The organism is Thauera aminoaromatica S2, assembly GCF_000310185.1.
Lineage (GTDB): Bacteria > Pseudomonadota > Gammaproteobacteria > Burkholderiales > Rhodocyclaceae > Thauera > Thauera aminoaromatica.
The window spans coordinates 1-21,067 of record NZ_AMXD01000068.1 but is presented as its reverse complement, the minus strand read 5'-3'; the positions used below and the strand labels follow the sequence as shown (position 1 = coordinate 21,067).

Annotated in this window: 20 protein-coding genes and 1 tRNA gene; 9 read left to right on the top strand and 12 right to left on the bottom strand. The window is 68.6% G+C overall.

Annotation, left to right across the window (positions count from 1 at the left end; genetic code table 11):
• The 4 genes from C665_RS11575 to C665_RS11560 all read right to left on the bottom strand — a co-directional run.
• On the bottom strand, positions 1 to 1,911 hold a 1,911-nt coding region (locus tag C665_RS11575; RefSeq protein WP_040829097.1), incomplete at its 3' end, for a heavy metal translocating P-type ATPase.
• Between the two features lie 137 nt (positions 1,912 to 2,048).
• On the bottom strand, positions 2,049 to 2,816 hold the full coding sequence (locus C665_RS11570) for an SDR family NAD(P)-dependent oxidoreductase (RefSeq protein ID WP_004310250.1): 768 nt from the start codon (positions 2,814 to 2,816) through the stop codon (positions 2,049 to 2,051).
• Between the two features lie 204 nt (positions 2,817 to 3,020).
• A complete protein-coding gene (locus C665_RS11565) occupies positions 3,021 to 3,554 on the bottom strand; it encodes a glycine cleavage system transcriptional repressor (protein WP_004310249.1) in 534 nt (177 codons plus the stop codon).
• A 267-nt stretch (positions 3,555 to 3,821) separates the two neighbouring features.
• A tRNA-Thr gene (locus tag C665_RS11560) sits at positions 3,822 to 3,897 on the bottom strand.
• Between the two features lie 335 nt (positions 3,898 to 4,232).
• On the opposite strand from C665_RS11560, the gene C665_RS11555 reads away from it, so the two are divergent.
• The 8 genes from C665_RS11555 (at position 4,233) to C665_RS11520 (ending at position 12,702) form a co-directional block, all read left to right on the top strand.
• On the top strand, positions 4,233 to 5,015 hold the full coding sequence (locus tag C665_RS11555; RefSeq protein ID WP_004310247.1) for a sulfite exporter TauE/SafE family protein: 783 nt from the start codon (positions 4,233 to 4,235) through the stop codon (positions 5,013 to 5,015).
• Between the two features lie 8 nt (positions 5,016 to 5,023).
• Positions 5,024 to 6,007: a DMT family transporter gene (locus C665_RS11550; protein ID WP_004310245.1), complete on the top strand. Its 984-nt coding sequence runs from the start codon at positions 5,024 to 5,026 to the stop codon at positions 6,005 to 6,007.
• 102 nt (positions 6,008 to 6,109) lie between these two features.
• Complete coding sequence (locus C665_RS11545) at positions 6,110 to 7,045, top strand: nucleoside recognition domain-containing protein (RefSeq protein WP_004310243.1); 936 nt, start codon at positions 6,110 to 6,112, stop codon at positions 7,043 to 7,045.
• Between the two features lie 84 nt (positions 7,046 to 7,129).
• Positions 7,130 to 7,495 carry a CidA/LrgA family protein gene (locus C665_RS11540; protein ID WP_004310242.1) on the top strand — a complete coding sequence of 122 codons (366 nt, stop codon included), beginning with the start codon at positions 7,130 to 7,132 and terminating at the stop codon, positions 7,493 to 7,495.
• On the top strand, positions 7,492 to 8,226 hold the full coding sequence (locus C665_RS11535; protein WP_004310240.1) for an LrgB family protein: 735 nt from the start codon (positions 7,492 to 7,494) through the stop codon (positions 8,224 to 8,226). Before C665_RS11540 ends, C665_RS11535 begins: the two co-directional genes overlap by 4 nt.
• A 72-nt stretch (positions 8,227 to 8,298) precedes the next feature.
• A complete protein-coding gene (locus tag C665_RS11530) occupies positions 8,299 to 9,924 on the top strand; it encodes an MFS transporter (protein WP_004310238.1) in 1,626 nt (541 codons plus the stop codon).
• A 413-nt stretch (positions 9,925 to 10,337) separates the two neighbouring features.
• Positions 10,338 to 12,386 (top strand): elongation factor G, encoded by a 2,049-nt coding sequence (gene fusA, locus C665_RS11525; RefSeq protein WP_004310236.1) that lies wholly within the window; start codon positions 10,338 to 10,340, stop codon positions 12,384 to 12,386.
• 55 nt (positions 12,387 to 12,441) lie between these two features.
• Positions 12,442 to 12,702 (top strand): DUF4212 domain-containing protein, encoded by a 261-nt coding sequence (locus C665_RS11520; RefSeq protein WP_004310234.1) that lies wholly within the window; start codon positions 12,442 to 12,444, stop codon positions 12,700 to 12,702.
• Between the two features lie 35 nt (positions 12,703 to 12,737).
• Here the strand turns inward: C665_RS11520 and C665_RS11515 are convergent, their stop codons facing one another.
• The 4 genes from C665_RS11515 to icd form a co-directional block, all read right to left on the bottom strand.
• Positions 12,738 to 13,121 carry a hypothetical protein gene (locus C665_RS11515; RefSeq protein WP_004310233.1) on the bottom strand — a complete coding sequence of 128 codons (384 nt, stop codon included), beginning with the start codon at positions 13,119 to 13,121 and terminating at the stop codon, positions 12,738 to 12,740.
• Between the two features lie 151 nt (positions 13,122 to 13,272).
• Positions 13,273 to 15,129 carry a sodium:solute symporter family protein gene (locus tag C665_RS11510; RefSeq protein WP_004310231.1) on the bottom strand — a complete coding sequence of 619 codons (1,857 nt, stop codon included), beginning with the start codon at positions 15,127 to 15,129 and terminating at the stop codon, positions 13,273 to 13,275.
• 7 nt (positions 15,130 to 15,136) lie between these two features.
• Positions 15,137 to 15,397: a DUF4212 domain-containing protein gene (locus tag C665_RS11505; protein ID WP_004310229.1), complete on the bottom strand. Its 261-nt coding sequence runs from the start codon at positions 15,395 to 15,397 to the stop codon at positions 15,137 to 15,139.
• 228 nt (positions 15,398 to 15,625) lie between these two features.
• Positions 15,626 to 16,870 carry an NADP-dependent isocitrate dehydrogenase gene (gene icd, locus C665_RS11500; RefSeq protein ID WP_004310228.1) on the bottom strand — a complete coding sequence of 415 codons (1,245 nt, stop codon included), beginning with the start codon at positions 16,868 to 16,870 and terminating at the stop codon, positions 15,626 to 15,628.
• A 288-nt stretch (positions 16,871 to 17,158) separates the two neighbouring features.
• Between icd and aceK the strand changes: the two genes are divergently transcribed.
• Positions 17,159 to 18,928: a bifunctional isocitrate dehydrogenase kinase/phosphatase gene (gene aceK / locus C665_RS11495; RefSeq protein WP_004310227.1), complete on the top strand. Its 1,770-nt coding sequence runs from the start codon at positions 17,159 to 17,161 to the stop codon at positions 18,926 to 18,928.
• Positions 18,929 to 18,958: 30 nt separating this feature from the next.
• On the opposite strand, the gene soxZ is transcribed toward aceK, so the two are convergent.
• The 4 genes from soxZ to dut all read right to left on the bottom strand — a co-directional run bounded on the left by soxZ (position 18,959) and on the right by dut (position 20,903).
• Positions 18,959 to 19,282 (bottom strand): thiosulfate oxidation carrier complex protein SoxZ, encoded by a 324-nt coding sequence (gene soxZ / locus C665_RS11490; RefSeq protein ID WP_012584939.1) that lies wholly within the window; start codon positions 19,280 to 19,282, stop codon positions 18,959 to 18,961.
• Positions 19,283 to 19,309: 27 nt separating this feature from the next.
• Positions 19,310 to 19,774: a thiosulfate oxidation carrier protein SoxY gene (gene soxY / locus C665_RS11485; RefSeq protein ID WP_012584938.1), complete on the bottom strand. Its 465-nt coding sequence runs from the start codon at positions 19,772 to 19,774 to the stop codon at positions 19,310 to 19,312.
• A gap of 239 nt (positions 19,775 to 20,013) precedes the next feature.
• Entirely contained in the window at positions 20,014 to 20,454 is a 441-nt protein-coding gene (locus tag C665_RS11480) for an NUDIX hydrolase (RefSeq protein ID WP_012584937.1), read from the bottom strand.
• Complete coding sequence (gene dut, locus C665_RS11475) at positions 20,454 to 20,903, bottom strand: dUTP diphosphatase (protein ID WP_004310222.1); 450 nt, start codon at positions 20,901 to 20,903, stop codon at positions 20,454 to 20,456. The genes C665_RS11480 and dut overlap by 1 nt, the downstream gene beginning before the upstream one ends.
• Between the last annotated feature and the right edge of the window lie 164 nt (positions 20,904 to 21,067).

Below are 21,067 nucleotides of genomic sequence, written 5' to 3'. Positions count from 1 at the left end.
CACCGTGCCGCCGGGCGCGGCGAAGCCCGCGAGCGCAGCAGGCGCGGCGAGGCCGGCGACACCCGCGACCCAGCCCGGGCGGCCGATCCAGAGGCGCTCGCCCTCGACCACGCCGTGCATCCCCTGCCCGGTCTCGGCAGCCAGCTCGGCCACCGCCGGCAAGGCCGCCTCACCCGCCGCCGCGCGCAGGCCGGCAGCAACCGGGTGCGCAGAGCCCTGCTCGATCGCCGCGGCCAGCACCACCAGCCGGTCCGCGCCCACGCTGCCGAGCGCGCACACCTCCTCCACCCGCATCTTGCCGAGCGTGAGGGTGCCGGTCTTGTCGAAGACGAAACGATTGGCCCGCGCCAGCGTTTCGATCGCATGCCCGCGCGTCACCAGCACACCCATGCGCGCCAGCGTGTCCGTGGCCACGGTGAGCGCAGTCGGCGTGGCGAGCGAGAGCGCGCACGGACATGCGACCACAAGCACCGACACGAAGACCCATAGCGCACGCGCGGGATCGATCAGATACCAGGCCACCCCGGTCCCCGCGGCCAGCACCAGCAAGGTGACGATGAAGTAGGCGGCGATGCGGTCCGAAAGCGAGGCGATGCGCGGCTTCTCGGTCGCTGCGCGTTCCATGAGGCGACGGATCGCCGCCAGCCGAGTGGCGTCGCCGACCTGCTCGACGCGCACCAGCAGCGGCGAGGATACGTTGATACTGCCGCCGGTGACACGATCGCCGACCACCTTGGGGACCGGCATGCTCTCGCCGGTCAGCAGCGCCTCGTTGGCCTCGCCGCGACCCTCGACCACCAGACCATCGACCGGGATCACCTCGCCCGGGCGCACACGCAGCACGTCCCCCGCCACCAGCTGCGAGGTCGGCACGCGTTCGCCGGCGGACTCCCCCGGCCAGCCGGCGATGCGCTCGGCGAACGAGGGCAAGGCTTTGCCCAATTCCTCCACCCCGCGTACCGCCTTCTGGCGCGCGATCATCTCGAGGTAGCGCCCGCCGAGCAGGAAGAACACGAACATCGTCACCGAATCGAAATAGACTTCCGGCCCGTCGGTCAGCGTCGCCCACAGGCTGGCGGCGAAGGCGCTGCCCACGCCGAGCGCGACCGGCACGTCCATGCCCAGGCGGCGCAGGCGCAGGTCTCGCCAGGCGCGCTGGAAGAAGGGCGCGGCCGAATACAGCACCACCGGGAGCGTCAGCAGCAGGCTGGCCCAGCGCAGCAGCTGCTCGATGTCCCAGGTCATGTCGCCCTCGCCGGCCACGTAGACCGGGAAGGCGTACATCATCACCTGCATCATGCCGAAGCCGGCGACGAACACCCGCCACAGCATCGAGCGCCGCTCACGATGGGCGAGCTGCTCGGAACGCTCGGCGTCGTAGGGATAGGCGCGGTAGCCGATCGCCTGGATCGCGGCGAGGATGTCGGAAAGCTTGATCCGGCGCTCGTCCCAGCGCACGCGCGCACGCCGGGTGGCGTAGTTGATCTCGATCGCCGACACGCCGGACAGGCGGGCGACGTGGTTCTCGTTGAGCCACACGCAGGCGGCGCAGGTGATGCCCTCGAGGATCAACGCGGCTTCGCGCTCGTGCTCGCCGACCGGGCGCACGAAGCTCTTCTGGAAGTCGGGGTGATCGAAGAGGCCGAGCTCCTGCAGTTCGACCGGCATGGCCTCGCGCCGCGTCTCGGGCATCGCGTCGCGATGGCGGTAGTAATCCACCAGGCCGTTATCGACGATCGACTGCGCCACCGCCTCGCAGCCGACGCAGCACATGCGCCGCTCGCGGCCGTCGATGCGCACGTAGTGCCGCGTCTCGGGAGGGATCGGCAGACCGCAGTGATAGCAGTCGCGATCCGCGGCGGCATCGGCTGCGGCGGCGGCCGCGGAAACGGGCTGTTCTACAGGAGTCATCGGCGCCAAGCGAAACCGCCCCGAGCGCACATGCGCGGGGCGGGAAGAATTGGAACCGATTTAATAACATAATTCACCCGCCCCGGCTATTGCACCGCAGCATCGCCGGCAGGCGGCTGCTGCGGTGCGACGCCTTCTTACTTGGCGGCCATGCGGATCGCGCCGTCGAGGCGGATCACCTCGCCGTTCAGGTAGGCGTTCTCGACGATGTGGCGCACCAGCGCGGCGAACTCGGCGGGCTTGCCCAGACGCGAGGGGAAGGGAACCATCTTGCCGAGCGAGTCCTGCACCTCTTGCGGCATGCCCATCAACATCGGCGTCTCCATGATGCCGGGGGCAATGGCCATTACGCGGATGCCGAAGCGGGACAGCTCGCGCGCCACCGGCAGCGTGAGTCCGACCACGCCAGCCTTGGACGAGGCGTAGCCGGCCTGTCCGACCTGGCCGTCGAAGGCGGCCACCGACGCGGTATTCACGATCACGCCACGCTCGCCGCCGGCATTGGGCTCGGCCTTGCTCATGACGTCGGCGGCGAGGCGCAACATGTTGAAGGTGCCGATCAGGTTGATCGAAACGGTACGCGCGAAGCTCTCGAGCCGATGCGGCCCCTCGCGGCCCACCACCTTTTCGGCTGGCGCCACACCGGCGCAGCTGACCAGGCCATTGAGGCCTCCGAAGCGCTGCACCGCAGTATCGATCGCCGCCTTGGCGCTGTCGGCATCGGTGACGTCGGTCTGCACGAAGCAGGCCGCAGCGCCGAGCTCAGCGGCGAGCGCCTCGCCCGCCTGCGCGTTGACGTCGGCCAGCACCACGCGGCCACCGGCTTCGACCAGCATGCGCGCGCTCGCCGCGCCCAGGCCCGAGCCACCACCCGTGATCACGAATACGCCATTCTCGATCTGCATCGCCTTTCTCCTCGAAAAATCGGTGACGGCGGACGCCGTCCGCTGCAGCGCAGCACCTTAAATTACGTTGACGTAGGCGTCAATCGGATCGCCACGTCGCTGCCCCAACGTGGCGCGCGCGCAAGCGCACGCGAACACCGCGGAGCCCCGGCATGTCGAGCGGATGCGCGGCACGCGCCACGCCCCCGCGAACTCCGCGAGTCCTCAGCCGGCCGGCTCGGACACTTCCTCGAAATCGAGATCGACCATCAGCTCGTTCGCGAGCGCCTCCAGGTCGTTGCGCACCGCAGCGAGGCCGACCCCTGCCGGCACCGCCAGCTCCGCGCGCGCGCGAAAGAGCGGCTCGCCGCTCATCGAGGCACTCTCGCAAGCCGTCTCCAGCGCATCGATGCTGAGGCCGTGGCGAGCGAGCACGGCCGAAATGTCGCGCACGATGCCGGGACGATCGTGGCCGACGAGCTCGAGACGCGCCAGGCGCGCCTGCGCAGCGGCGCCCGCATCGGCCCGCACGACGGCCAGCTTGAGCCCTTCCGCAACCAGCCCGCTCAGGCCGCGCTCGAGCGCGTCGGCCGCCGCGGCATCCACTTCGAGGCGCACGACGCCGGCGAACTGCCCGGCCAGCCGGGTCAGGCGGCTCTCCATCCAGTTCGCGCCGTGGGCGCCGGCGCAGGCCGACACCGCGCTCACCAGGCCGGGACGATCGGGGCCGACCAGGGTAAGGATCAGGGAAGTCTTCATGTTCGGTCTCCGTCCGGCCCCATCAGCGGCGCTCCGCGTCCCTCGGCGCGGAATCGAGGGCGATCGCTGCAAGGCCGGAGACAATTGGAATGGGAACCGACACGATAACCCAGCGGCCTCGCAAGCGGGAGCCCGGCGGCCCGGGCAGGACGCACGCCCTCGGCGACTCGGCACATCGCTTCCGCGAGGCGCTTGCAGGACGGCTACATGCCAGCTGAAAAGCAAAAAGGGCGACCCCGAAGGACCGCCCTGAGTGCTTGAAACCATTGGTGCCGGAGAAGAGACTCGAACTCCCGACCTTCGCATTACGAATGCGCTGCTCTACCAACTGAGCTACACCGGCCAAGGGCGCGCATCTTAACCCAGCGCGAAGGGCGCGGCAACACCGCATGCGGCCCGCCGGGGCGGGTGGATCACCGGGGGAGGTGGCGGCAGACGCGAGGGCGCGAAGCATCGGGGAGAACCCGTATTCGATAGAAAATTCTTCTCCCACACCTACATTTTGCTATTTGCCTCCATTAGAATGCGCGCCAATTCAGGGCGGAGGAGACCAGCCCGAGCAAGAACGCAGCGCCACGGGGGTGCGCCCCCGTGGCAGCCGCGCCATTTGCGGGCCGGCCGCACTCCGGCACGGACCACGCCTGTCGACCCAGCCCTCCCCGACGTCCCGCCCTCCACATGTCCGGCCTCACCCTCTTCGAGATCGCCCTCATCGGGGCCGCCGCATTCGCCGCAGGCGCGGTGAACTCGGTCGCCGGCGGCGGCACCTTCTTCTCCTTCCCCGCCTTGCTCGCGATCGGCGTGCCGCCGGTGGTGGCCAACGCGAGCAACTCGGTCTCGCTGTGGCCGGGCAGCCTTGCCGGCGCATGGGCGTTCCGGCGCGAGCTCAAGCGCTTCTCGCGCAGCCTGCCGATGCTCTCGGTGATCGCCTTCGTCGGCGGCATCGGCGGCGGCCTGCTGCTGCTGGCCACTTCCAATGCCGCGTTCGCGCAGTTGATCCCCTGGTTGCTGCTGCTTGCCACCGTATTGTTCGCCTTCAGCGCGCAGATCTCCGCGCTGGTGAAAAAATGGAAGCCATCTCCAGAAGGGGTCGACGAACGCCATATCGGCCCGGGCGGCTACGTATTCCAGCTCGCGGTTTCCCTTTATGGCGGCTTCTTCGGCGCCGGCATGGGCATCCTGATGATCGCCGCGCTCGCCATCCAGGGCTTCAAGGACGTGCACGAGATCAACGCGCTGAAGAACTGGCTGTCTGCGGTGATCTACAGCGTCGCGGTGGCGACCTTCGTGATCGCCGACGCGGTGTCGTGGCCGCACACGCTGGTCATGCTGGTGACCGCGACGATCGGCGGCTACTGGGGTGCGGCGGTGGCGCGCAAGCTGCCGGCGCTGTGGCTGCGCCGCTTCATCATCGCGGTCGGCGGCGTGCTCACCGTCTACTATTTCGGCAAGACGCTCTGAGCGCGCCGATGCTCGCCGGTCTCTCCGCCGCGCTCGGCGCGGGCCTGCTCTGGGGCCTGGTGTTCCTCACCCCGCTGCTGCTCGCCGACTACCCGCCCTTCATGCTCGCGATCGGGCGCTACCTCGCCTTCGGCGTGCTCGCGCTCGGGCTGGCGTGGTTCGATCGCGCGGCGCTCGCCCGCCTCACGCGCGCGGACTGGATCGAGGCGGTCAAGCTCGCGCTGGTCGGCAACCTGGTCTACTACGCCACGTTGGCGAGCGCGATCCAGCTCGCCGGCGGGCCGGTGCCGACCCTGATCATCGGCACCCTGCCAGTGGTGATCGCGATCACCGCGAACCTGCTCGACCGCCACCACGGCGGCGGCGAGGACAGCGCGCCGTGGATCCGCCTCGCAGCACCGCTGGCGCTCATCCTCGGCGGCCTGTTCGCGGTGCATTCGGCGAGCGCGCACGCACTGCCCGCCGACGCCTCCGCCGACTACCTGCTGGGCATCGGCTTCGGGCTGTGCGCGCTCGCCTGCTGGACCTGGTATCCGATCCGCAACAGCCGCTGGCTGCGCGCACGCGGTGCCGGGCTGTCGCGCGCATGGGCGACCGCGCAGGGGCTGGCGACGCTGCCGGTGGCGATCGTCGCCGGCATCGGCTACTGGCTGTGGGACACCCGGCTCGCGCCCGGCGGAGCGGGCTTCGCCTGGCCGCTCGGGCCGCGCCCCGAGGCCTTCGTCGGCATGTGCATCCTGCTCGGCCTGGCCGCGTCCTGGCTCGGCACCCTGCTGTGGAACCGCGCCAGCCACCTGCTGCCGGCCGCACTGGTGGGCCAGCTGATCGTGTTCGAGACGCTCGCCGCGCTGCTCTACGCCTTCCTGTGGTACGGACGCTGGCCGGGCATGGCCGAGAGCGCGGGGATCGCGCTGCTGATCGCCGGGGTGCTCGGCGGCGTGCGGGTGTTCCGCCCGGGCGCTGCACGCCCCGCAGTGGACGGGGCTGCGTAGCGGAGCATCGGCGGTGGCCGTGCTGCCGGCTTGCACGGGCGTCCCGCCGGACACGGTATCATTCTGTTTTTTGCACTGCAGCAAACCGCTTGCCCACCGCCGATGGACCAACTCACCCGCATCATCCTCGAGGCCGGCCGCTCGGCGGTCGAGCTCTCCCTCTTCGTGCTGCTGCCGATCATGGTGGTGATGCTGTCGCTGATGCGCCTGCTCGAGGCGCGCGGTGTGCTCGACTGGGTGGTCGCCCGCCTGGCGCCGCTGCTGCGCCCGCTCGGGCTCACCGGGCTGGGCGTGTTCGCCGCGCTGCAGATCAACCTGGTGAGCTTCGCCGCGCCGGTGGCCACGCTCACCATGATGGAAGGGCGCGGCGCGTCCGACCGCCACCTCGCCGCCACGCTGGCCATGGTGATGGCGATGGCGCAGGCCAACGTGACTTTCCCGATGGCCTCGATGGGACTCGCCTTCGGGCCGGCGCTGGTGCTGTCGGTGCTCGGCGGACTGGCGGCCGCCGCGGTGACCTACCATGGCTTCGGCCGCGGCCTGTCGGCGGCCGAAGCGCCACTGGACGAGACCCTGCACCACCGCGTCGCCGACGACGCCAAGGGTGTGCTCGACGTCATCAACCGCGCCGGCGCCGAGGCCTTCAAGATCTCGGTCGGCGCGATCCCGATGCTGGTGCTCGCGCTGGTGGCGGTGATGGCGCTGCGCGCAAGCGGCGGCATCGACGCGCTCACCGCGCTGCTCGCCCCGCTGCTGCGCGCGTTCGAGCTCGACCCCGCGCTGATCCTGCTCACGCTCACCAAGTACATCGCTGGCGGCACCGCGATGATGGGCGTGATGGACGAGATGCTGAAGGCGGGCACGACCACCGTCGCCACCCTGAACGCGAGTGCCGGCTTCCTGATCCACCCCTTCGACGTCGCCGGCGTGGCGGTGCTGATCTCGGCCGGCCGGCGCGTGGCGGCGGTGTGGAGGCCGGCCGCGCTCGGCGCGATGGTCGGCATCGCGGTGCGCGCGGTCGGCCACGCCCTGCTGTAAGCTCGTTTCGCCTGCCTCCTCCGGCCCCCGTCCGGCGCCCCCGTTCGGCGCCCCCTTCCAGTGACTTCGCGAGGGACTCCGACCATGATCGCCGCCCTGACCCTGCTTCTCGTCTTCCAGCTCGTCGGCGAGGTGATCGCGCGCGCGCTGGCGCTGCCGATTCCCGGCCCGGTGATCGGCATGGCCCTGCTCTTCCTCGCGCTGCTCGTGCGCGGCGGTCCGGGCGAGGATCTGCGCCAGACCTCCGGCCAGTTGCTGCAGCACCTGTCACTGCTGTTCGTGCCGGCGGGCACCGGCATCGTCATCTACGGCGACCGCATCGCCGCCGAATGGCTGCCGCTGGTGGTGGCGCTGTTCCTCAGCACCTTCCTCGCACTGGCGGTGACCGCGCTGGTGCTCCAGGCACTCACCCACAAGCGCCCGAAGCCGACGACGGAGGCCGGCAAATGAACCCGAACCTCGAGGAAATCTGGGTCTATCTGTCCACCTCGCCACTCCTCGGGCTGACGCTGACCCTGCTCGCCTACCAGGCTGCATTCTGGATCTACAAGCGCGTCGGCTTCCATCCGATCGCCAACCCGGTGCTGATCAGCGTGGCCATCCTCGCCAGCCTGCTGCTCGCCACCGGTACGCCCTACCAGCGCTATTTCGACGGCGCGCAGTTCGTGCACTTCCTGCTCGGCCCGGCCACGGTCGCACTGGCGATCCCGCTCCACGCGCAGTGGCCGCGCCTGAAGTCGATGGCCGGCCCGTTGCTGATCGCGCTCGTCGCCGGCTCGCTGACCGCGGCGCTGTCGGCCTGGGGCATCGGCGCCCTGCTCGGCGGCAGCCGCGAATCGCTGATGTCGCTCGCCCCCAAGAGCGTGACCACGCCGATCGCCATGGGCGTGGCCGAGCGCATCGGCGGCCTGCCCTCGCTCACCGCGGTGCTGGTGATCAGCGCCGGCATCATCGGCGCGGTGGCCGGCCGCAGCGTACTGAATCGCCTGCACATCGGCGATCACGCCGTGCGCGGCTTCGCGATCGGCATCGCCTCGCACGGCATCGGCACCGCGCGCGCCTTCCAGGTCAGCGAGCAGGCGGGCGCCTTCGCCGCGCTGGCGATGGGATTGAACGGACTGATCACCGCGGTGTCCCTGCCCTGGATCATGCCCTGGGTGGAGCGGCTGTTCGCGAGCTGACGGCTGTCCGGGGCGCGCAAGACGCCAGAACAAACAGAATCCGACACGACCCGACGACGAGGGGCCGACCAAGTGCTGCACGCCATCTACCGCTGGCTCGACCGCAACCTGCTCGAGCTCGGCCGCGAGATGCGGCTCTCCTACCTGCCACCGCTGATGGTGTATTGCGCGGCGGGCGTCTCGGGCCTCACCGGCATCGTCGGCACCTTCTTCGTCAAGGACTACCTCGGCCTGTCGGCTGCCTTCCTCGCCGCACTCGGCTTCTGGGCCGGTATCCCGTGGGCGCTGAAGATGCCGATCGGGCATCTGGTGGACCTGCTGTGGCGCTACAAGGCCGGGCTGGTCTATCTGGGCGCCACGCTGATCGCCGCCAGCCTGCTGGTCATGATCGGGCTCATCGGCAACCCGGATGCGATGCGCGCGGTGATGCCGATCGAGGCCTGGTTCGTGCTGTCGGTGCTGCTGTCGCCGGTGGGCTACGTGATGCAGGACGCGGTGGCCGACGCCATGACGGTCGAGGCCGTGCCGCGGCTGGACGCGCGCGGCGAGCCGATCCCGCCGGAAGCAGTCCGCCTGATGCACACCACCATGCAGATGCTCGGCCGGGTGGCGATCATCGGCGGCACGGTGCTGGTGTCGCTCGCCAACGTGGTGATGTTCCAGGGCTCGGAGGCCCTGCCCGAGGTGGAGAAGGTCTCGATCTACCTGCGCATCTACGAGCTCGCGCTGATCATCCCGCTGCTGTCGGTGAGCGGCGTGCTGCTCGGCGGCTTCCTCAAGCGCCGCGAGGCGAAGCGGCTGGCCGCGCTCGGGCGCAGCCGCGCCGACATCGACCGCCTGCTCCACGATCCGGAAGAGAAGACCACGCCCAACGGGTGGATCCTCGGCGGCAGCGCGGTGTTCGTGGCGCTGACCATCACTGTCGGGCTGTCCGGCATCGAATACGGCCAGGAGATCATCTTCGCGGCCTCGTTCACCATCATCGGCTTCATGATCAGCCGCCTGCTGCGCGAGCTCTCGCCCGAGGCCGCGCGCACCCTGCTCGGCACGGTGATCATCATCTTCGCCTTCCGCGCCCTGCCCGGCCCGGGCGCGGGCGCGAGCTGGTGGATGATCGACGAGCTCGGCTTCGACCAGAGCTTCCTGTCGCGGCTCGACCTCATCACCAGCGCGCTGACGCTCGCCGGCCTGTTCCTCTTCCGCCGCTTCATGGCCGAGAAGTCGATCGCGCAGATCGTGATCTTCCTCACCGTCACCACCACCGCGCTGTCGCTGCCGATCATCGGCATGTTCCACGGCCTGCACGAATGGACCGCGGCGCACACCGGCGGCGTGGTGGACGCGCGCTTCATCGCCATCGCCAACACCGCGCTCGAGTCGCCGCTCGGCCAGGTGTCGATGGTGCCGATGCTGGCCTGGATCGCGAACTCGGCGCCGCCGCACCTGAAGGCGACCTTCTTCGCGGTGATGGCCTCCTTCACCAACCTCGCGCTGTCGGCCTCGCAGCTCGGCACCAAGTACCTCAACCAGCTCTACACGATCGCGCGCGAGGTCAAGGACGCCGCCACCGGGGCGATCACCACGCCGGCCGACTATGGCGAGCTCGGCGCGCTGCTGGTCTCGGTGACCGTGATCGCGCTCGTGCTGCCGTTGGCAGCCATCCTCCTCACCCGCCTCGCCGGCCTGCGCAGCGCCTGAGCCCCCGCGCGGGCCGGAAGGCCGGAGATCGCGACTCGCGTCGCTCCTACGGCGCCGTTCCGGAAACGCGGTGGCCTTCGTACGAGCGTCGCGAGTCGCGATCACGGCGCAGCCCCGGAAGCGCAGCCGCTCTCGTGAGAGCGACGCAAGTCGCGATCGCAGCACCACCCCGGAAGCGCAGCCGCTCTCGTGAGAGCGACGCAAGTCGCGATCGCAGCACCGCCCCGGAAGCGCAGCCGCTCCCGTGGGAGCGACGCAAGTCGCGATACACCGTAGCTCGAACGCGAACGATCCCGCGCGATCGGTTCGCTGCGCCGGCTCCCGCCGACTGCGATCGCCCCGGCGGATTGCCTTCGCACCGCGACAGGCACAGACTTGAGGGCATCCGCATTCAATCGCAAGGGAGGCACACGATGACACCCAGCTCGGTTCACGACATCCGCAACCTGGCCCTCTTCGGCCACGCCGGCAGCGGCAAGACCACCCTCGTCGAGGCCTTGCTCGCCGCCGCCGGCGAGATCGGTGCGCCCGGCAGCGTGGAGCGCGGCGATACGGTCGCGGACTTCGACCCGCAGGAAAAGGCGATGGGCCACTCGCTGCACGCCGCGCTTGTGCACCTGGAGTGGGCGGGCCACTGGATCAACCTGCTCGACACCCCGGGCCTGCCCGACCTGTGCGGCCGCGCCCTGGTCGCGCTACCCGCGGCCGACACCGCCGCGGTGGTGATCAACGCCGCGGCAGGCATCGAGAGCGGCACCCGGCGCATGATGGACGCCGCGAAGGGCAAGTGCCGCATGATCGTGGTCAACAAGATCGACGCCCCGGGCGCCGACCTCGGCGCGCTGATGGACGCCATCGCCGCCACCTTCGGCCGCGAGTGCCTGCCGATCAACCTGCCCGCAGCCGACGGCAGCCGCGTCATCGACTGCTTCTTCGCGCCGGACGGCAGCGCCGCCACCGCCTTCTCCAGCCCCTCGGCCGCCCACGACGCGATCGTCGACCAGGTCGTCGAGCTCGACGAGGCGCTGATGGCGCAGTACCTCGAGCAGGGCGAGTCGCTCGACCCCGAGCAGCTCCACGCCCCCTTCGAGCAGGCCCTGCGCGAGGGCCACCTGGTGCCGGTGTGCTTCGTCTCCGCGCGCAGCGGCGCCGGCGTGCGCGAACTGCTCGACATCCTCGGCAAGCTCGCCCCCGACCCCACCGAAGCCAACGTGCCCGCCTTCCTCAAGGGCGAGGGCACGGCGGCGCAAGCGGTCGAGGTCGCGCTCGATGCCGAGCGCCACGTCGTCGCCCATGTCTTCCAGATCGCCAACGACCCCTACCGCGGCAAGCTCGGCCTGTTCCGGGTGCATCAGGGCCAGGTCACGCCCAACTCGCAGCTCTACATCGGCGACGGCCGCAAGCCCTTCAAGGTCGCCCACCTGCTGCGCATGCAGGGCAAGAACACGGTCGAGACCCAACTCGCGGTGCCCGGCGACCTGTGCGCGGTGGCGCGCGTCGACGAGCTGACCCGCGACGCGGTGCTGCACGACTCGCACGACGAGGACTACTACCACCTCGCCCCCGCCGCCTGGCCGCAGCCGGTGTTCGGCCTCGCGCTGATGACACGCAAGCCGGCCGACGAGCAGAAGCTCTCCGAGGCGCTCGCCCGCCTGATGGAAGAGGACCCCTGCCTCGAGGTCAGCTTCGATCCGCGCAACCGCCGCACCGTGGTGCGCGGCCTCGGCGAGCAGCACCTCAAGATCGTGCTCGAGGAGCTTTCCACGCGCTGGAACCTGCAGCTCGACACCGCCACGCCGAGCATCCCCTACCGCGAGACGATCACCGTGGTGGCCGAGGCACGCTACCGCCACAAGAAGCAGAGCGGCGGCGCCGGCCAGTTCGGCGAGGTCGCGCTGCGCGTCGAGCCGCTGCCGCGCGGCGCCGGCATCGAACTGGGCGACGAGGTCAAGGGCGGCACGATCCCGACCAACTTCATGCCCGCAGTCGAGAAGGGCGTGCGCCAGGCACTCGCCGAAGGCGCGCTCGCCGGCTTCCCGCTGCAGGACCTGCGCGTCGTGGTCACCGATGGCAAGCATCACGCGGTCGACTCGAACGAGGTCTCCTTCGTTACCGCCGGCCGCCATGCCTTGCTCGAAGCCGTGCTGGGCGCGCGTCCGATCCTGCTCGAGCCCCTGCTCGACGTGCAGGTGAAGGTGGCGGATGCGCTCTTCGGCGAGGTGAGCGCGGAGCTCGCCGGCCGCCGCGGGCGCCTGACCGCGACCGACAGCCCGGCGCCGGGGTGGACGCTGATCTCGGCGCGCGTGCCGATGGCTGCTCTGGAAGGCTTCGAGAGCCGGCTGAAGGCGATCTGCGCCGGCGAGAGCGAGTTCGTGCTCGAGGCCGGCGGCCACGAGCCGGCACCGCAGGACGTCCAGGCCGAGCTGGCGCGGGTGTTCTCCAACGGCAACGGCAACCACTAAGAAGGCCCGCAGCGCCCGACTCCGCGAGGGGTCGGGCGGGCCGCCTGCGACTGGAATGGAACTCGACGAACGCCAGCGCGCCTACTGGCGCAGCAATCTCCGCCTCACCTTCACGCTGCTCGGCGTGTGGTTCGGCGTGACCTTCGTCGGAGGATATTTCGCCAGCGCGCTCAACACGGTGAGCTTTCTCGGCTTTCCGCTGGGTTTTTATCTGTTCGCCCAAGGGGCGCTGCTGGTGTATCTCGCGATCATCGTGATCTACGTGCTCGCCATGAACCGGCTCGACCGGCGCTACCGCTTCAACAGCCGGCACTAAAGGCCGGCGCCCGCTCGCAGGGCATGCGGCGTACTTCAGTGCTCTGCAGAGGGCTTGCCTTGCTCGACCTTCTTGCGCCGCGGCACGATCGGGTGCGCATGCCGGCCGAGCGCGAAATCCAGGAAGAACTTCATCCAGATCGTCACCCCCGCGCTCGCGGTCCAGGTGTCGAAGTCCATGCTGCCGGTCACGATGCCGAGGATCACGAAGACGATCACCCCACCGCCGATCAGGTTGATCGCAAGCGTGTAGGGCGCATAGCGCTCCGGGTTCGGCGGCGGCATGCCGCCCTTCAGCGCGACCTCGGAGAAATCCCGCCTGAACAGGATCCGCCACGCCCGCCGGAACCAGAAGAAGGCGATCGGGAACAGGGCGAGGAACAGTATCCAGTTGAGGGCGATGCTTGCGTTGAGGATCATTCTCGACTCCAGCATGGGCGGCGAGTCGATCGCCGTCCTGCACGGTACCACTTTCCGGAAATAAAAAGCCCCGCCAATCCGACCGGCGGGGCTCCGTCCGCACCATCCGGCGCGCGCCGGATGGTGCTGCCCGACAGTTGCCGGACGCTGCTTAGTGGGCGCCGTCCACCAGCTTCGAACCGCGCGGGATACGCACCGACTCGACCATGTGCTGGATGTGCTCCGGCGGCTCCTTGGTCACCTTGTCGACCACGACCGCAACGATGAAGTTCACCATCGCACCCACCGCACCGAAGGCTTCCGGCGTGATGCCGAAGAAGCTGTTCGGGCCGCCGATCAGGTCGATGAACTCGGTGCCCTTCACGAAGAAGATGCCCTTGTGCGCGAACACGTAGAACAGCGTGACGAAGAGGCCGGCCAGCATGCCCGCGATCGCGCCTTCCTTGTTCATCTTCTTGGAGAAGATGCCCATCATGATCGCCGGGAACAGCGACGAGGCGGCGATACCGAAGGCCAGCGCGACCGTACCGGCGGCGAAGCCCGGCGGGTTGAGACCGAGGTAGCCGGAGATCACGATCGCGACCGCCATCGAGATCTTGCCCACCAGCAGCTCGTTCTTGTCGCTGATGCTCGGCGCAAACACGTTCTTCACCAGGTCGTGCGACACCGCGGACGAGATCGCCATCAGCAGACCGGCGGCGGTCGACAATGCGGCAGCCAGACCACCCGCGGCGACCAGCGCGATCACCCAGTTGGGCAGCAGCGCGATCTCGGGGTTCGCCATCACCATGATGTCGGCGTTCACCGTGAGCTCGTTGCCCTTCCAACCCGCGGCCGCGGCCTTGGCCTTGGCATCGGCGTCCTTGGTCTTGTCGTTGTAGTACTGGATGCGGCCGTCGCCGTTCTTGTCCTCGAACTTCAGCAGACCGGTCTTCTCCCAACGCTTCATCCACTCGGGGCGCTGCTCGTACTGCAGGCTGGACTCGGTGGCGTACAGGTCGGCGTTGGCCTTGACCGTGGCCGGGTTCACCGCCAGCTTGCCTGCGGCGTTGGTCTCGAGACCGACCGCCGAGTTCACCGTGCCGTGCAGGTTCAGCTTGGCCATCGCGCCGACCGCAGGTGCAGTGGTGTACAGCAGGGCGATGAAGATCAGCGCCCAACCCGCCGAGCTGCGCGCGTCCTTCACCGTCGGAACGGTGAAGAAGCGCATGATGACGTGCGGCAGGCCCGCGGTGCCGATCATCAGCGACAGGGTGTACATGAACATGTTGAGCGTGCTGCCCGGGATCGAGGTCGTGTACTGGTCGAAGCCCAGATCCTTCACGATGAGGTCGAGCTTGGCGAGCAGCGAGACATCGGTGCCGGCCATGGTCGACCCGAGGCCGAGCTGCGGCAGCGGGTTGCCGGTGAGCTGCAGCGAGATGAAGAAGGCCGGCACCAGGTAGGCGGCGATCAGCACGATGTACTGCGCGACCTGGGTGTAGGTGATGCCCTTCATGCCGCCGAACACCGCGTACAGGAACACGATCGCCTGGCCGATGTAGATGCCGGTGTCGCTCGAGACGCCGAGGAAGCGCGAGAAGGCCACGCCGACGCCAGTCATCTGACCGATGATGTAGGTCAGCGACGCGGTCAACAGGCACACCACCGCCACCGTCGAAGCCGTCTTCGAGTAGAAGCGGTCGCCGATGAACTGCGGCACGGTGAACTTGCCGAACTTGCGCAGGTACGGCGCCAGCAACATCGCCAACAGGACGTAGCCGCCGGTCCAGCCCATCAGGAACAGGCCGCCGCCGTAGCCCATGTTGGCGATCAGGCCCGCCATGGAGATGAAGGAAGCCGCCGACATCCAGTCGGCCGCCGTGGCCATGCCGTTGGTGATCGGGTGCACGCTGCCGCCCGCGGCGTAGAACTCGCTGGTGCTGCCGGCGCGCGCCCAGATGGCGATGCCGATGTACAGCGCGAACGAGGCGCCGACCACCAGGTAGGTAACGGTTTGGAGATCCATAATCCTCTTACTCCTCGTGGACGTCGAACTGGCGATCGATGTCGCCCATCTTCTTCGCGTACCAGAAGATCAGCGCGATGTAGATGTAGATCGCGCCTTGGTGGGCGAACCAGAACCCGAGCGGATAGCCTCCCAGCGAGATGCTGTTGAGCGCGGGCGCAAAGAGGATGCCGGCACCGAACGAGACCACGAACCAGATGATCAGGATCTTGGTCAGGAGTCCCAGTGTGGCTTTCCAATAGCCTGAAGCACTGTTGTTTTCCATCATGTCTCCTCGTTATAAGTGAAACACCTGCCACCACACGGGCGAAGGCTGGAGACAGCTCCGGACCATGCAGCAGTGGGGCGATTATAGAAAGATCAGTCTTACTTATCCCTTACAGAGGCGTAAGGAGCGAGGCGCAAGACGCAAGGTACAAGCAAGAAAAAACCCGCCGGCTCCGGGGGGAGCGGGCGGGTTCGTCACCGCCGGCAGAGGCGCCGGCCGGTTCCGCGCCTACATGCGCGCGATCATCGCGTCGCCGAACTCCGAACACGAGACCTCGTTGGCGCCTTCCATCAGGCGCGCGAAGTCGTAGGTGACCTGCTTGTCGGCGATCGCCGCCTCCATGCCCCGGATCACCAGGTCGGCCGCCTCCTTCCAGCCCAGGTGGCGCAGCATCATCTCGGCCGACAGGATCAGCGAGCCCGGGTTCACCTTGTCCAGCCCGGCGTACTTGGGCGCGGTACCGTGGGTGGCCTCGAAGCAGGCGTACTGGTCGGAAATGTTGGCGCCCGGCGCGATGCCGATGCCGCCCACCTGCGCGGCAAGCGCGTCCGAGATGTAGTCGCCGTTGAGGTTGAGCGTGGCGATCACGTCGTACTCGGCCGGACGCAGCAGGATCTGCTGCAGGAAGGCGTCGGCGATCGCGTCCTTGACGAGGATCTCGCGACCGCTCTTCGGGTTCTTGAACTTGCACCACGGGCCGCCGTCGATCGGCTGCGCGCCGAACTCCTCCTGCGCCACCCTGTAGCCGGTGTCGCGGAACAGGCCCTCGGTGAACTTCATGATGTTGCCCTTGTGCACCAGGGTCACACTCTTGCGGTCGTTGTCGATCGCGTACCTGATCGCGGCGCGCACGATGCGGGTCGTGCCCTCGATCGACACCGGCTTGATGCCGATGCCCGAGGTCGCCGGGAAGCGGATCTTCCTGACCCCCATCTCGCCCTGCAGAAAGTCGATGACCTTCTTCGCGCCCTCGGACAGCGCCTGCCATTCGATGCCGGCGTAGATGTCCTCGGTGTTCTCGCGGAAGATGACCATGTCGGTCAGCTCGGGCTGCTTGAGCGGGCTGGGCACACCCTTGAAGTAACGCACCGGACGCACGCACTGGTAGAGGTCGAGCTCCTGACGCAGCGCCACGTTGAGCGAGCGGATGCCGCCGCCCACCGGGGTGGTCATCGGGCCCTTGATCGACACCGAGTAGGTCTTCAGTGCGTCGAAGGTCTCCTTCGGCAACCACTCGTCGGGACCGTAGATCTGCGTCGACTTCTCGCCGGCGTAGACCTCCATCCAGTGGATTTTCTTCTTGCCGCCGTAGGCCTTGTCCACCGCCGCGTCGATCACCTTGATCATCACCGGGGTGATGTCGACGCCGATGCCGTCGCCCTCGATGAAGGGGATGATCGGGTTGTCCGGAACGGCCTGCCCCGGGACGATCTTCTGGCCGCCTGCGGGTACCTTGATCTTGGATTCGCTCATGCCTGCTCCCTCCCTCAATGGCCGCGGATGGATTCCACGACGCTGCTGTGGTCGAACTGCCACGGGGACGTCCGTCGGACGACGGACCGGAAGGCTGCGACGGCATGCGGGACACGCTGCATCTCGCCGCACAGCCCCCTATCCGAGGCCGATTATGTCCCAAAGATCCGCAGGTCGAAAGGAAGCGGCGCAGCATGGCTGCGCCGACCGGGACACGGCCGGTGATACCATTTCCGACGTGTTCGACACCGCCGCGGCTGCGACGGCGGGATCCTCCGGAGGGGTTCGATGGACGTGCAGTCGGGAGAAAGCCCGATCGCGCAGGCGATCGCACAGGCGCTGGTGGAAGGCTTCAACAAGCACTACCGCATCTTTCGCGAGACCTCGCGCCGCGCCAAGGAACTCTACGAGGCCGCGCTGTGGCAGAAGCAGCTCGACGCGGTGCGCGAGCGCGTGCAGTTCTACGACGACCGCGTCGACGAGACGGTGCAGCGACTGCACGACGAGTTCGACGCCGACTCCCTCGACGACAGCACCTGGCAGCAGGTCAAGCTGCAGTTCATCGGCATGCTGATCAACCACCGCCAGCCCGAGCTCGCCGAGACCTTCTTCAACTCGGTCACCACCAAGATCCTGCACCGCAGCTACTTCAACAACGACTACCTGTTCGCGCGCCCGGCGATCTCCACCGAATACATCGAGTCCTACCCGCCGGTGTACTCGAGCTACTACCCGCGCGACCGCGGCCTGCGCGCCACCGTCCGGCGCATCGTCGAGGACTTCGACTGGCAGCGCAGCTTCGAGGATCTCGACCGCGACGTCGACTTCGTGCTGCGCGCGGCGCGGGCCCACCTCGGCGAGTGGCCGGCGATGGAGGTCAACTGCCAGATCCAGGTGCTGTACTCGGCCTTCTATCGCAACAAGACCGCCTACATCATCGGCAAGACGGTCAATGGCTACCAGGAAAGCCCGTTCGCGATCGCGGTGCGCCACAACGAACGCGGCCTGCTCCACCTCGACGCGCTGATCCTCGACCCGTGGCGGATCTCGGTGCTGTTCTCGCTGTCGCGCGCCTACTTCCTGGTCGACATGGAGGTGCCCTCGGGCTACGTGCAGTTCCTGCGCTCGATCATGCCCAACAAGCCGAGGAGCGAGCTATACACCATGCTCGGCCTGGGCAAGCAGGGCAAGACCATGTTCTTCCGCGACCTGGTCTCGCACCTGCGCCACTCCAACGACCAGTTCATCATCGCACCGGGCATCCGCGGCCTGGTGATGCTGGTGTTCACGCTGCCCTCCTTCCCCTACGTGTTCAAGATCATCAAGGACGTTTTCGGCGCCTCGAAGAACATGGACCGCGCCACGGTCAAGCGCAAGTACCTGATGGTCAAGCACGTCGACCGCGTCGGGCGCATGGCGGACACGCTGGAGTTCTCCTACGCGGCGCTGCCGCTGGCGCGCTTCCACCCCGAACTGCTGGAAGAGCTGCGCACGCTCGCACCGTCCTCGTTCGAGATCGACGGTGACAAGGTGATCATCAAGCATCTCTACATCGAGCGCCGCATGATCCCGCTCAACCTCCACCTGGAAAAGGCGAGCGAACCGGAGTTGGAAGAGGCGGTCAAGGAGTACGGCAACGCCATCCGCGAGCTCGCCATCGCCAACATCTTCCCCGGCGACATGCTGTGGAAGAACTTCGGCGTCACGCGCTACGGTCGCGTCGTGTTCTACGACTACGACGAGATCGAGTACATGACCGACATGAACTTCCGCAAGATCCCGCCCGCGCCCTACGAGGAGATGGAGATGTCGGGCGAGCCGTGGTACTCGGCCGGGCCGATGGACGTCTTCCCGGAGGAGTTCGCCACCTTCCTGCTCGGCGTGCCGCGGGTGCGCAAGGCCTTCCTCAAGCACCACCGCGACCTGCTCGCGCCGAAGTTCTGGCAGGAAGCGCAGCGGCGCATCCGCGAGGGCTACGTCGAGGACTTCTTCCCCTACCCGGTCGAGCTGCGCTTCTGCAAGCTCTTTCCGCCGGCCGCGGGCGCAGCTTCAAGCTGAGCGCCCGCCCGGGAGCCGGCCGGCAAGCGCTCAGGCCGGCGCGCCGGCGATCACCGCCTCGTCGCTGCGGCTGTCGCCGCGGCTATCGACCCAGCGCGCCACCAGGCGATCGCCCGCGGCCGCCCCCTTGAAACGGAAGCGCAGGAAGGGGTTGGCCGAAACGGATGGGCCGAAGTCGGCGCCGAAGACGAGGCGTTCGCCGTGGTGGACCTCCAGCCGGGTGATGAAGTGCGCGGGGATGATCGCGCCCTTGTCGTCCTTGCGCTGGCCGCTCTCCATCGGATGAGGGACCTGCATGCGGACGTCGGCGACGCCGTCGCGGACGTCCGCGCGGATGCGCATCGGGTTTGTCATGGAGTCGCTCTCCTGTGCCGGCGCGGCTCAGCCGCAGCCGCTGATGGTGACGATGACCGCCTTGCGGGCGATGTGGAAGCGGCCGTTTGCCCGCACCAGCGCGACCACGTCGGCACTCTGCGCCATTTTCAGCCGGGTGATCACCTCGGGCTGGGTGCCCTCCGGGATGGAGAACACCGCGGCAAGCGGGAAGGGATTTTTCTCGACCAGGATCGCGATGCGGTCGGTGCCGGGCAGGCGGCTCTTCACCTCGACCGAGACGGCGTTGGCGACCTCGGCGATGTCGGGGGCGGCGAGACTCAGCTCGGCGCTCGCACTGGCCTCCTGCGCCCCCAGCGCGGCGAGCGCCGCGTTCAGCTCGCGGGCGTCGAAACCGGGCCGCGCGGCGGCGGCCTGCGCCTGCGCGGGCGAGATCAGACCGGCGGTGGCAAGCAGGCCCAGCACGCCCAAGCCCCCGACGGCATGCAGCAATTGTCTTCGTTTTTGGTCCATCCGGCTCTCCTGCAGGGTTCGCATGGCGGCAGCGCGTGGCCGCCGCGTGCGGCAATACTCGCACACCCGGGACCGCTCTGGCGCAGCGCAGCATCGTCCATCCGGCGAGCACGCCGTCGCGCGTCGAGCGCGGCTTGGCGTGCTTCCGGTCGAAATCGACGCCGAGCGCGAGCACGTCCTCCGGCGCGAGACCCGCCGCCACACTCGCCATGGCGTCGCTCCTGCGCACAGCGTGGCGGCTACGCGGTGCCCGCCTCCTTCCAACCGAGCTCCAGGATCCACGGCGCCGGGCCGGCCGCGAGCGCGGCGCGCACGTACTCGACCGTACGCTCGGGCAGGGCCCCGGGCGCGTGCCATTCGAGGCGATCGCACTTGTGCGGCTCGAGGATGGCGGGCTCGCCACTGAAGCGCTCCGCGGCGAGGAAGAAGTCGATGCGATTGGTGTCCGAGCGCCGATGGACGACACCCAGCCAGGCCAGCTCGCCCTCCTCGACCTCCAGCCCGGTCTCCTCGCGCAGCTCGCGCCGCGCCGCCGCGCGCACCGACTCGCCCGGCTCCACGTGTCCCCCGGGCAGGCTGAAGAGGCCGTCGAAGAAACCCGTTCCGGCACGGCGCATCAGCAGCACGCGGCCCTCGCGCCGGCACAGCACATGGACGCCGGTAGGAATCCCTGCGTGCATCAGTGCTTGCCCGTGCTGCCGAAGCCGTCCGCCCCGCGCGAGCTCTGCTCGAAGCCCTCGACGAAGTTGAAGCCGACCTGCAGCACCGGCACCACCACGAGCTGGGCGATGCGCTCCATCGGCTCGATGGTGAAGCTCGCGCGCCCACGGTTCCACACCGAGACGAAGATCTGCCCCTGGTAGTCGGAGTCGATCAGCCCGATTAGGTTGCCGAGAACGATGCCGTGCTTGTGGCCGAGCCCGGAGCGTGGCAGCACCATCGCCGCCAGCCCCGGGTCGGAAAGATGGATCGCGAGGCCGCTCGGCACCAGCGTGGTCTCGCCCGGGTGCAGGGTGATCGGGCCGGGCAGACAGGCGCGCAGGTCGAGCCCCGCGGCGCCCTCCGTGGCGTAGGCGGGGGGATGGGTCTTGAGGCGCTCGTCGAGCAGCTTGACGTCGATTCGGTGCATGTCGGCTCTCCTTGCCGGCGGGCGGCGCGTGCCGGCCCAGCCTGTCGTTGCGTTTGCGCTCAGCGCCCGCGGGCCGGCAGCAGGCCGGCGAGGTGGGCGACGATGCCGCGCGCCACCTCGGCCTTGGCCGCACGCGGCAGCGGGTGGCGGCCGGCGTCGTCGTA